The 11,476-nt window shown below is 73.6% G+C and carries 12 protein-coding genes; 6 read left to right on the top strand and 6 right to left on the bottom strand.

The genetic code is table 11. The features are described 5' to 3' along the window. Positions 1–25 precede the first annotated feature (25 nt). The 6 genes from B4E97_RS18505 to B4E97_RS18480 all read right to left on the bottom strand — a co-directional run bounded on the left by B4E97_RS18505 (position 26) and on the right by B4E97_RS18480 (position 5,095). Entirely contained in the window at positions 26–982 is a 957-nt protein-coding gene (locus B4E97_RS18505) for a proline dehydrogenase family protein (protein WP_034254121.1), read from the bottom strand. Between the two features lie 59 nt (positions 983–1,041). After that, positions 1,042–1,776 carry an ABC transporter permease gene (locus tag B4E97_RS18500; RefSeq protein ID WP_019286476.1) on the bottom strand — a complete coding sequence of 245 codons (735 nt, stop codon included), beginning with the start codon at positions 1,774–1,776 and terminating at the stop codon, positions 1,042–1,044. Beyond that, positions 1,773–2,591, bottom strand: a complete 819-nt coding sequence (locus B4E97_RS18495) for an ABC transporter ATP-binding protein (RefSeq protein ID WP_029212739.1) — start codon at positions 2,589–2,591, stop codon at positions 1,773–1,775. The genes B4E97_RS18500 and B4E97_RS18495 overlap by 4 nt, the downstream gene beginning before the upstream one ends. A 68-nt stretch (positions 2,592–2,659) precedes the next feature. Continuing rightward, complete coding sequence (locus tag B4E97_RS18490; protein ID WP_019286478.1) at positions 2,660–3,238, bottom strand: TetR/AcrR family transcriptional regulator; 579 nt, start codon at positions 3,236–3,238, stop codon at positions 2,660–2,662. Continuing rightward, the gene (locus B4E97_RS18485; RefSeq protein WP_286961169.1) at positions 3,235–4,137 is read right to left on the bottom strand and encodes a sugar phosphate isomerase/epimerase family protein; all 903 of its coding nucleotides are present in this window, start codon (positions 4,135–4,137) and stop codon (positions 3,235–3,237) included. The genes B4E97_RS18490 and B4E97_RS18485 overlap by 4 nt, the downstream gene beginning before the upstream one ends. Before the next feature lie 25 nt (positions 4,138–4,162). Beyond that, positions 4,163–5,095, bottom strand: coding sequence for a Ppx/GppA phosphatase family protein (locus tag B4E97_RS18480; protein ID WP_286961167.1), 933 nt, complete (start codon positions 5,093–5,095; stop codon positions 4,163–4,165). A gap of 42 nt (positions 5,096–5,137) precedes the next feature. Between B4E97_RS18480 and B4E97_RS18475 the strand changes: the two genes are divergently transcribed. The 6 genes from B4E97_RS18475 to B4E97_RS18450 all read left to right on the top strand — a co-directional run bounded on the left by B4E97_RS18475 (position 5,138) and on the right by B4E97_RS18450 (position 11,297). Further along, positions 5,138–5,986 carry a hypothetical protein gene (locus B4E97_RS18475; RefSeq protein ID WP_286961165.1) on the top strand — a complete coding sequence of 283 codons (849 nt, stop codon included), beginning with the start codon at positions 5,138–5,140 and terminating at the stop codon, positions 5,984–5,986. 6 nt (positions 5,987–5,992) lie between these two features. Next, positions 5,993–6,748 (top strand): class I SAM-dependent methyltransferase, encoded by a 756-nt coding sequence (locus B4E97_RS18470; RefSeq protein ID WP_286961164.1) that lies wholly within the window; start codon positions 5,993–5,995, stop codon positions 6,746–6,748. 58 nt (positions 6,749–6,806) lie between these two features. Further along, a complete protein-coding gene (radA, locus tag B4E97_RS18465) occupies positions 6,807–8,180 on the top strand; it encodes a DNA repair protein RadA (RefSeq protein WP_019286484.1) in 1,374 nt (457 codons plus the stop codon). Between the two features lie 193 nt (positions 8,181–8,373). Then, positions 8,374–9,432 (top strand): DNA integrity scanning diadenylate cyclase DisA, encoded by a 1,059-nt coding sequence (disA, locus tag B4E97_RS18460; protein WP_239262308.1) that lies wholly within the window; start codon positions 8,374–8,376, stop codon positions 9,430–9,432. 46 nt (positions 9,433–9,478) lie between these two features. After that, a complete protein-coding gene (locus tag B4E97_RS18455; RefSeq protein ID WP_286961162.1) occupies positions 9,479–10,372 on the top strand; it encodes an A/G-specific adenine glycosylase in 894 nt (297 codons plus the stop codon). A gap of 64 nt (positions 10,373–10,436) precedes the next feature. Then, positions 10,437–11,297: an SGNH/GDSL hydrolase family protein gene (locus B4E97_RS18450; protein ID WP_286961161.1), complete on the top strand. Its 861-nt coding sequence runs from the start codon at positions 10,437–10,439 to the stop codon at positions 11,295–11,297. Positions 11,298–11,476 lie beyond the last annotated feature (179 nt).

Here is an 11,476-nt window from a genome sequence, read left to right as displayed (position 1 = left end):
CGCGGGGCGCGGAGAGGCCAGGTGATCAGCGGCGCGAGAGCAGCGAGCGCACGAAGAACGTGACGTTGGTGGGGCGCTCGGCGACGCGGCGCACGAGGTAGGAGTACCAGGCGGGGCCGTAGGCGACGTACACGCGCATGCGATCGCCGCGGTCGGCGATCGCGGTCTGCTCGAGGGGGCGGATGCCGAGGTACATCTGGTACTCGAAGTGCTCGGGCCCCTTGTCGTAGGACCGGGCGAGGGCGGCCGCGATCGAGGTCATGCGCGGGTCGTGGGTGGCGACCATGGGGTATCCGACCCCCTCCATCAGGATCCGCAGGCACCGGACGTAGGACCGGTCGACGTCCTCCACCGCGTCGAAGGAGCGGCGCTCGTCGAGCTTGTAGGCGCCCTTGACCAGCCGGACCCGGACACCTTCGGCAGCGAGGTCGCGGCAGTCCTGCTCGGTGCGCCGCAGGGCCGCCTGCAGGGCGATCCCCACGCCGGGGAAGTCCTGCCGCAGCTCGCGGAGCAGCTCCAGGGTCGGCTCGACCGTCTCGAAGCCCTCCATGTCGAGGGTCACGTCCAGGCCGGCGTTGTGCGCGGCCCGGCACACGCGCCGCAGCTGGGCGAGGGCGAGGGACCGGCCGGTGGCCTGGTCCAGGCGACCGAACGCGGCGGGACGGACGCTGAGCTCGAGGCGGTGGTCACCGACGAGCCCCCGGGAGACGGCCTCGGCGACGAGCCGTTCGTACTCGTCCACGGTGGCGTCGCTGCGGGCGCGCGAGTCGGCGTCCGGCCCGAGGTAGGACACGGTCACCGCGCGGCCGGTCTCCATGAGGTCGCGGGCCGCGCCGAGCGCCGACTGCGTGCTGTCCCCGGCGATGAAGCGGGCCAGGATGTCGCGCGTGCCCGGCGACTCCTCGATCACCGACTGCACGCGTCCGATGCGGGCGAGCCGCAGGGAGGAGGCGCGCAGGGCGTCACCGAGCTCCAGGATCATGGTGGCGCCTTCCGCGCAGGGATCAGGTGGTGAGCCCCAGGCTAGACCGTCCTCGGTGGTCACGGCGTCCGGCGGCGCAGGGTCGCGGCCCCCAGCGCGATCGCCGCCACCACGAACCCCGCCATCACGGCGACGTCGCGCCACACGTCGGCGGCGGCGTCGGCCTGCGTGGCCACCGCCGTCATCGCGTCCACGGCATAGCTGAGGGGCAGCACGTCGCTGAGGCCGCTCAGCACGCCCGGCATGGCGTCGCGCGGCGTGAGCAGCCCGCACAGCAGGAACTGCGGCAGCACGAACGCCGGCATGAACTGCACGGCCTGGAACTCCGTGGTCGCGAACGCGCTCACGAACAGCCCGAAGGTGCACCCGAGGACCGCGTCGACGACGGCGACCAGCACCAGCAGCCCGAGCGAGCCGCGGACGTCCAGGCCGCACACCCACACCGCCCAGGCCGTGGCGACCAGCGCCTGCAGCAGCGCGAACACCCCGAACGCCAGGGCGTAGCCGCCCAGCAGGTCGCCCTTGCCGAGGGGCGTGGTGAAGAGGCGCTCGAGCGTGCCCGACGAGCGCTCCCGCAGGGTCGTGACGCTCGTGACGATGAACATCACCACGAAGGGGAATACGCCGAGCAGGGCAGGACCGACCCGGTCGAAGACGGGCGTCCCGTCATACACCCAGGCCAGGAGGCCGAGCAGGACGCAGGGCACCACGAGCAGGAGGGCGACGGTGCGCCGGTCGGAGCGGATCTGGGCCAGGATCCGCCCGGCCGTGACGAGCATGAGTCGGGGGTTCATCGGGAGCCTCCATCCGCTGGGCCGTCTGCGTCCGAACGGTCGATGAGGGTGAGGAAGGCCTGCTCGGCATCGTCGGCGCCGGTGGCGGCGAGCAGCTCGGGATAGGTCGAGTCGGCGAGGACGCGCCCCTCCCGGACCAGGACGAGCCGGTCGCAGCGCGCCGCCTCGTCCATGACGTGGCTGGAGACGAGCAGCGTCGTCCCGTCGTCGGCCAGGCGGTGGAACAGGTCCCACAGGCTGCGGCGCAGCACCGGGTCCAGCCCGACGGTCGGCTCGTCCAGGACGAGCAGGCGCGGCGACCCCACGAGCGAGCAGGCCAGGGACGCCCGGCTGCGCTGCCCACCGGACAGGGCCCGCGTGAGGTCGTCCGCGTGGCTGGTCAGGTCGACGAGCTCGAGGACGCGCGACACCTCGGCCTGGACGTCGCGGACCCCGAGCAGGCGGGCGAAGTAGGTGACGTTGGCGGTCACCGAGAGGTCGTCGTAGACGCTCGGGCTCTGCGTCGTGTAGCCGACCTCGCGCCGCAGGTCGGCGGACCCGGCCGGGCGGCCCAGCACCAGGACCTCACCGCCGTGGGTGACCTGCACCCCGACGACGGCACGCAGGAGGGTGGACTTGCCGCCGCCGGAGGGGCCTAGCAGACCGACCACCTGGCCGACCGGCACCTGGAGGTCGAGGCCGTGGAGGACCTCGCGAGCGCCGCGTCTGACCACGAGGGAACGCACGTCGATCGCCGCCGCTGCGGGCGCGGGCACGCGTGCCGGGTCGAGGTCGACCGCACCCGCCTCGTGCCGTCCGCGCTGTCTTTTCATCATGTGATGAAATCTAGACCTGTGCCAGCCTCCCCACAACCCCCGCCCTGGGGGCATGAGGGTGGGTCGGGTCAGAGATCGAGATAGCGCTGTATGACGGGACCGACCGCCGCCACGAGCTCGTCGGGCTCGGCGTCGGCGACACCGGGCAGCCCTGCCACGTAGCGCGCGAACGCCAGCCCGATCATCTGGGTCGCCACCAGCGCGGCCCGGCGCTCCAGGTCCTGCGGGCCGACGCGCGCCGCCACCCGGCCGAAGACCTCGTGCAGGAGGAACTGCCTGAGCAGGGTCATCGGGTCGTCGTGGGTCGCCGCCGACCGCAGCAGCGCCGCGATGCGTTCGCGCCCCTCGGGGTTGTCCCACACGTGGAGGAAGCCGCGCACCAGGGACTCCCCGAGCCGGTCGTCCGGCACATCGAGGATGCGGTCGACCACGACGCGCGGGTCGAAGGGCACCTCCATGGCCGCCGCGAACACCGCGGTCTTGCCGTCGAAGTAGTGGTGGACCAGGGCGGGGTCGACGCCGGCCGCGCGCGCCACGCCCCGCAGGGAGGTGCCGTCATAGCCCTTGGCGGCGAGCTCGGCCCGGGCCGCCTCGACGATCTGTGCCCGGGCGTCCTCCCCCGCGGGTCGCCGTCCGCGTGGGCTCATGCGCCGCCGTCAGGGTTGGCGCCGCCGTCAGGGTTGGCGCCGCCGTCAGAGCCAGGGCCGCCGTCGGGGGCAGGGCCACCGACGGGCTCGGGCCGCGCGAGGTGGCGGCGCGCGAAGGCCAGGGACTCGGCCAGGTCCTCGCGGCGCTGGTGGGCGCTGACCTTGCGGGTGCTGACCTCGACCACGACGGATCCCGCGAACCCCGTCGAGGCCAGGTGCTGCAGCAATTCCTTGGCCGGCTGCGAGCCGCGCCCCGGGACGAGGTGCTCGTCGAGCGCGGAGCCGAGGCCGTCGGTCAGGTGCACGTGGTGCAGCCGATCACCGAGGGCCTGCGCCATCTCGAGCGAGTCCTCGAGGGCGGTGGCGGCGTGCGACAGGTCCAGCGTGACGTTGTCGTAGGGCTGCTCGACGGGGTCCCAGTGCGGCAGGTAGGCCTGCACCAGACGCTCGCCGGCGCGCCAGGGATACATGTTCTCGACGGCGATGGTGATGCCGGAGTCGTGCTCACGGGTCGCGACGCCGTCGACGAACTCGCGGGCGTAGATGCGCTGCCAGCGGAACGGCGGGTGCACCACGACGGTGTCGCAGCCGACGGCCCGGGCCAGGTCGAGGGACATGTCGATCTTGGGCCAGGGGGCCGAGTGCATGACCCGCTGCGTGAGCAGGAGGGTGGGGGCGTGGATCGACACCACCGGCAGCTGGTGTTGCTGCACGAGGTCGTTGATCGCGGCGGCGTCCTGCGACACCGGGTCGGTGTAGACCATCACCTCGACGGCGTCGTAGCCGAGGTCGGACGCGATCCGGAAGGCGTCGCGGACGCGCTCGGGATAGACCGACGAGGTCGAGAGGGCGACGAGGGGGGACGGCACGGAGGGCCCTGCTGGCTGGTGTGCGGTCACGTCGTCGAGCCTAGCCTCGCGGGGCCTACTCCATGCGCATGAGGTCCAGCTCGTTGAGGATCACGCCCTCGCGCAGCGCCCACGGGCAGATCTCGAGACGGTCGACGCCGAGCAGGTCCATCGACGCCTCGGCCACCATCGCGCCGGCGAGCAGCTGGTGGGAGCGGCCCGCGGAGACGCCCTGCAGCGCCGCGCGGTGGGCGGCCGGCATACCGGCCAGGCGTGGGACCAGGTCGGCGAGGGCGGCGCGCTCGAGGTGCCGCTTGGCGTGCAGGCCGTCGCTGGCGGGGGCCGCGCCCAGGACCCGGGCGAGGGTGCGCATCGTCTTGGAGGTGCCCACCGCGAGGTCGGGCTCGCCGGCCTTGGTCAGCTCGCGCATCCCGCGGGCGATGGTGGCGCGGATCTGCTTGCGGGCCTCGCGGACCTGCTCGGTCGACGGCGGGTCGCCCTGGAGCATCGTGCGGGTCACGCGGCCCGCCCCCAGCTCGAAGGACATGGCCACGTCCGGGTCCTCGTCGATGCCCGAGGCGATCTCCAGCGAGCCGCCGCCGATGTCGACCATCAGCAGCTTGCCGCTGGACCAGCCGAACCACCGCCGCACCGCGAGGAAGGTCAGCCGCGCCTCCTCCTCGCCGGTGAGGATCTGCAGGTCGGCCCCGGTGCTCTCGCGCACCATCGACAGGACGCCGTCGCCGTTGCCCGCCTCGCGGATCGCGCTGGTCACGAAGCCCATCACGCGCTCGACGCCCTGGTCCTCGGCGATGCGCAGGCACTCCCCCGCGAAGCGCTCGAGGGACCGCACGCCCTGCTCGTCGATGTGACCCTGGTCGTCGGTGTGCTCCGAGAGCCGCAGCTCCATTTTGTGGCTCACGGTCGGGAGCGGCCGGGCTCCCCAGTGGGCGTCGACGACGAGCATGTGGACCGTGTTGGAACCGATGTCGATGACTCCGAGGCGCATGGGGGCGAGCCTAGTGGGAGCCGGCGGCACTAGGCTTGAGGGATGCCCGAAGTCCCCCTCGACATCCCCCGCGTCTGGATCGAGTTCACCGATCCGGCCGACGCGGAGCAGCGCGTCCGGTGCGACCTGACCTGGCTGACCTCGCGGTGGACCTGCATCTACGGCAACGGCTGCGCCGGGGTGTATGCCGAGCGCCCCGACGACGGCTGCTGCACGCTGGGCGCCCACTTCACCGACGCCGACGACGTCGCCCGGGTGCGGCGCGTCGCCCGGCGGATGCCGCCCGAGCGCTGGCAGCACCGGTCGACCGGCCTGTCCACGACGCCACGTGGCACCCGCAAGGGCGAGGAGCCCCTCGAGGGCTGGCTCGAGCGGGAGGACGGCGAGCTCAAGACGCGTGTGGTGGACGGCGCCTGCGTCTTCCTCAACCGCCCGGGATTCCCTGGGGGACACGGCTGCTCGCTGCACCAGTGGGCCGTCGAGCACGGCGAGGCGCCGCACACGGTCAAGCCCGACGTGTGCTGGCAGCTGCCGACCCGCCGGTCCTACCGCACCGTCGAGATGCCTGACGAGACCAGCTATCTCGAGATCTCCATCGGCGAGTTCGACCGCCGCGGTTGGGGCCCCGGCGGTCACGACCTCGACTGGTACTGCTCCGGCAACCCCGAGGCGCACGTCGGGCGCGAGCCCGTCTACCGCTCCAACGAGGGCGAGCTGCGAGAGCTGATGGGCGATCTCGCGTACGACGAGCTGGTGATCCGGTGCGAGGCGCACCTCGCCGCCGTCAAGGCGGCCCGCGCCACCGGGGCCCGCAAGCTGCTGCCGCTGCTCGTGCACCCGGCCACCCTGGAGGCCCAGGGCGAGGGCGCGGTCACCAAGAAGCGTCGGTGAGCGGCTTTGCCCGACAACGACATCCGCGACGGGTGGGTCGAACCGTCCGCGGATCGGCTTGCGGCTGAGGCGATCCCGTCCCCCAACATCTGGAACGACCCGGACGCGTACGAGATCGAGAACGCCGGCGTGGACCCGGACGGCGCCATCGAGAGCGCGATGCGGTCCGTCCTGCGCGAGGCCGGCTGGGCGGGCTGCGCCGTCCTCGACGTGGGGTGCGGATCCGGCTATCACCTGCCGGGTCTCGCGGCGACCGCGGCCGCCGTGGTGGGGGTGGAGCCGCACGGGCCGCTCGTCATACGGGCCCGAGACCGGTTGTCCCGCCTGGGGATCCGCAACGCGTCGGTGGTGCAGGGCGGGGCCCAGGCGCTGCCGCTGCAGGACGCGTCGATCGACGTGGCGCAGGCGCGCTGGGCCTACTTCTTCGGCGCCGGGTGCGAGCCCGGCCTCGCCGAGCTGGAGCGCGTGATCCGGCCCGGGGGAACGGCTTTCGTGATCGACAACGACGCGACGCGGTCGACCTTCGGCGCGTGGTTCCGGCGCGCGTGGCCGACCTACGACCCGCTCGCGGTCGAGCGCTTCTGGCGGCGGCAGGGCTGGACGGCCGAGCGCGTCGACATGCGGTGGTCGCACCGGTCGCGCGACGACCTGGAGCGCGTGGTGCGGCTGGAGTTCACGCCGCAGATGGCGGACTGGATCCTGGCCCGGCACGGCGGGACCGAGGTCGACTACGCGGTCAACGTCTGGTGGCGCCGCTTCTAGCGACCCGCGCTGCGTGGGCCTGACGGGGTGTGTCGGTGCCCGCGTCTAGGTTGGGACCATGGCCAGACCCGCGACCAAGACCACCAAGGCGACCTACCGCTGCTCCGAGTGCGGTTGGACGACGCCCAAGTGGGTGGGCCGGTGCGGCGAGTGCCAGGCCTGGGGGTCCGTGAGCGAGATCGGCGCCGTCTCCATCCGCACGGCCGCCGCGACCCACGTGGAGCGGCCGGCGGTGCCCATCGGCCAGGTCGACGCGCGACGCGCCGAGGCCCGCTCGACCGGGGTCGGCGAGTTCGACCGGGTGCTGGGCGGCGGACTCGTGGCGGGCGCCGTGGTGCTCGTAGCGGGCGAGCCGGGCATCGGCAAGTCCACCCTGCTGCTCGACGTGGCGGCGCAGGTCGCGCAGGCCGGCGGCACCGTGCTCTACGTCAGCGGCGAGGAGTCCGCGGCCCAGGTGCGCGTGCGCGCCGAGCGGATCGGCGCCATCGCCGACCGCCTCTACCTGGCGTCCGAGACCGACCTGTCGACGCTGCTCGGCCAGGTCGAGGCGGTCAAGCCCGACCTGCTCGTGGTCGACTCGGTGCAGACGATCAGCTCGGTCGAGGTCGACGGCTCGGCGGGCAACGTGTCGCAGGTCCGCGAGGTCGCCGCCAGCGTCATCGCGGCCGCCAAGCGCCGGCACATGGCCACCCTGCTCGTCGGGCACGTCACCAAGGACGGGTCCATCGCCGGGCCCCGCGTGCTGGAGCACCTGGTCGACGTGGTGGTGCAGTTCGAGGGCGAGCGCCACAGCCGGCTGCGGCTCGTCCGCGCCGTCAAGAACCGCTACGGACCGACGGACGAGGTCGGCTGCTTCGACCTGTCCGACGTGGGCATCGTCGGCCTGGCCGACCCCAGCGGGCTCTTCCTCTCCAGCCGCGACAGCGAGGTCCCCGGCACCTGCGTCACCGTCACCCTTGAGGGCCGGCGACCGCTGGTCAGCGAGGTGCAGGCGCTGATGGACCAGACCACCGCGACCAACCCGAGGCGCACGACCAGCGGCGTCGACCACAACCGCACAGCGATGACCCTGGCCGTCCTGCACAAGCACGCCGCCCAGCCCGTCGACAAGCACGACGCCTACATCGCCACCGTCGGCGGCGCCCGCCTCACCGAGCCCGCCGCCGACCTGGCCGTGGCGATCGCCATCGCGTCCTCCCTCCTCGAGAAGCCCGTCCCCTCCGGCACGGTCGCCTTCGGCGAGGTGGGCCTGGCCGGCGAGGTGCGCCAGTGCACCGGCCTGCAGCGCCGCCTGATGGAGGCAGCGCGACTGGGCTTCCGGCGCGCCATCGTGCCGGCGGGCACCCGCGCCCAGGGCCAGCTGCCCGACGGGATCCAGGTGCTCGAGGTCACCCACGTGGGGCGGGCGGTGGGGATCGCGCTCGACCTGTGACGAGGACGACCCCACCTGACGGACGGATACCCCGCGTGTTCGCCCGTCGACGCCGCTTGCGCCGTTAGGATGATGCGGGAGCAGTGCAGGCGATCCCCGCCGCACGCTGCATCGAGCGCGGGCACCGACCGGGCTCGGGCGCAGGCTCTGACGACGAGGAGTGATCGTGGACGGCCGCCCGGACGACGACCTGATGCTGACCGCCCTCGCTGCCGTGGCCCCCGGCACCGACCTGCGCGACGGGCTCGAGCGCATCCTCCGCGGCCGCACCGGCGCCCTGATCGTGCTGGGCAACGACAAGCTCGTCGACCAGATCGCGACCGGCGGCTTCCCCATCGACATCGAGTTCTCCGCGACCCGCCTGCGCGAGCTGGCCAAGATGGACGGCGCCATCGTCGTCAACAAGGACCTGAGCCGCATCGTCAAGGCCGCCACCCAGCTGCTGCCCGACGCCTCGATCGAGACCAGCGAGTCCGGCACGCGGCACCGCACCGCCGAGCGCGTGGCCAAGCAGACCGGCTACCCCGTCATCTCGGTGAGCCAGTCGATGCAGATCATCGCGCTCTACGTCGGCGGGCAGCGCCGCGTCATCGAGAACTCCTCCGCGATCCTGTCGCACGCCAACCAGGCCCTCGCCACGCTGGGCCGCTACAAGGCCCGGCTCGACGAGGTCACCGGCACCCTCTCCGCGCTGGAGATCGAGGACCTGGTCACGGTCCGCGACGTCATGGCGGTCCTGCAGCGCCTCGAGATGGTCCGGCGCATCAGCGAGGAGATCGAGGACTACGTCGTCGAGCTCGGCACCGACGGCCGGCTGCTGTCCCTGCAGCTCGAGGAGCTCACCCAGGGCGTCGGCAACGACCGCGAGCTCGTCATCCGCGACTACCTGCACGAGGCCGCGGTCGCGGCCGACCACCCCGTGCAGAACGGTCTGGCCGAGCTCGCCGGTCTCACCACGCCCGAGCTCATCGACCTGCAGATCGTGTCCCGCGCCCTGGGCTTCTCCGCCTCGGCCGACGTGCTCGACCAGGCGGTCAGCCCGATCGGCTTCCGCCTGCTGTCCAAGATCCCGCGCCTGCCGGCCACGATCGTCGACCGCCTCGTCGACCACTTCGGCTCGCTGCAGCGGCTGCTCGCGGCCAGCCTCGAGGACCTCATGGACGTCGACGGCGTCGGCGAGTCCCGCGCCCGTGCGGTCCGCGAGGGCCTGTCCCGCCTGGCCGAGTCCAGCATCCTCGAGCGCTACGTCTGACCCCTGACGGCGGCCCGCGACGACGGCGGGCCCGGCATACGACCTCATGAGCGACGACCACGGTGCCCCCGGCGACCTGCACGAGCCGATCCTCGGCTGGTATGCCGACCACGCCCGCGACCTGCCGTGGCGCCACGACGACTGCTCCGCCTGGGGCGTGCTCGTCTCCGAGGTGATGCTGCAGCAGACCCCCGTCGCGCGAGTGCTGCCCGTCTGGCTGGAGTGGATGGAGCGCTGGCCCACGCCCCGCGACCTCGCGCTCGCCCCCGCCGGTGACGCTGTGCGGGCGTGGGGGCGGCTGGGCTACCCGCGTCGGGCGCTGCGCCTGCACCAGAGCGCCGTCGCCATCGTCGAGCAGCACGGGAGCGAGGTGCCCGCGACCGAGGCCGAGCTGCTCACGCTCCCCGGCGTCGGGACCTACACGGCGGCGGCGGTCGCGTGCTTCGCGCACGGGGAGCGCACGGTCGTCGTCGACACCAACGTCCGTCGCGTGGAGGCCCGGGCCGTCACCGGCGCAGCCCTGCCCGCCGCCGCCCTCACCCGCGCCGAGACGGCTCTGGCCGCGACGCTCGTCCCGGCCGACCCCGCGGTCGCCCGCGTCTGGAACGTCGCCGTCATGGAGCTCGGCGCCCTGGTCTGCACCGCCCGCAGCCCCCGCTGCCCGGACTGCCCGGTGGCTCACCTGTGCGCGTGGCGGCTCGCGGGCTCGCCGGCCTACGACGGGCCGCCGCGCAAGGGACAGGCCTGGGAGGGCACCGACCGGCAGGTGCGCGGCGCGATGCTGGCGGTGCTGCGCGCCGCCGACGGCCCCGTGGGTCTCGCCGGCCTGGCGGCGGCCTGCCCCGACGACGAGGTCCGGCGCATGCGCTGCCTCGACGGGCTCGTGACGGACGGCCTCGTCGAGCCACTCGGACGCGGCCAGTTCACGCTCCCGCGCTGATCCGCGCGCCGGATCCTCGGCGCAGACCTCCCCGCGACGGCCGTCGTGGGGAGAGGATGGCCGTATGCCGATCCCCATCGCGCCCCGCAAGATCGACGTCCCGTCCGTGCGGCGGGCCCTGCACCGAGGCATCGCCGCCAGGGCTCCCAAGCTGCACGCCCCCGAGGGCGCCGAGTCCGGGCTCGCCCGCCCGACCGGCGCCACCGGTGCCGACGGAGTGGGCGCTGCCGGTGTCGGCGCCGCCCATGTCGGCGCCTCCGGTGTCGACACTGACGGCGTCGACCGGGTCAGCCATGGCGCCGGTGACGCTCGCCAGCTGGTGCAGCTCGTGGTGCTCGGCGAGTCGACGGCTCTCGGCATCGGCTGCGACGAGCCGTCGCAGATCCTCGCGGCCCAGCTCGCGCAAGTGCTGGCCGACCGCGAGGGCCGCGACGTGGCCTGGCGGACGCTCGCGGCGGACGACGCCACGGCGGACTACTGCACGCTGCACCTCGTGCCCCGCCTCGAGGCCGAGGCAGAGGCAGGTCGCGCCCCCGTCGACGTCGTCGTCATCGCCATCGGCGTCAACGACCTGCTGCGTGGCCACCGCCCCGGGCGGTTCGCCCGCGACGTGGAGGCCCTGGTCAACCGCACCCGGGCAGTCGCACCCGACGCCGCGATCGTGATCTCCGGCCTGCCCGAGCCCCGCTCCATGCCGCTGCTCCCCCGCCCCGTCGCGTCCCTGCTCGGCCTGGCGGCGGGACGTCTCGACGGGGTCCTGCGCGACGCGGCCCGCCGTCATCGCCTGACCCACGTCCCGGTCTCGCACCTGCCCATGACGCCGGACGACCTCGCCGCGGACGGCTTCCACCCCGGTCCGGCCGCGTGCCGGGTCTGGGCCCAGGAGCTGGCCTCCGGCATACCGGTGCGAAGCGCCCGAAACTGACCCGTCAGGGCCGCCCTAGCGCCCACCATCGCCCGCACGCACCCGAAACTGACCCGTCAGGGCAGCTCGAGCCCTCGCCAGGCCCCGCACCCGCCCGAAACTGACCCGTCAGGACAGCTTGAGCCCCCACCACGCCCGCACGCACCCGAAACTGACCCGTGGGGTGCCCGGTTGGTCCC

It is taken from the genome of Arsenicicoccus sp. UBA7492, from assembly GCF_002479615.1.
Taxonomy (GTDB): domain Bacteria; phylum Actinomycetota; class Actinomycetes; order Actinomycetales; family Dermatophilaceae; genus Arsenicicoccus; species Arsenicicoccus bolidensis.
This window is presented reverse-complemented; position numbering and strand designations above follow the sequence as displayed.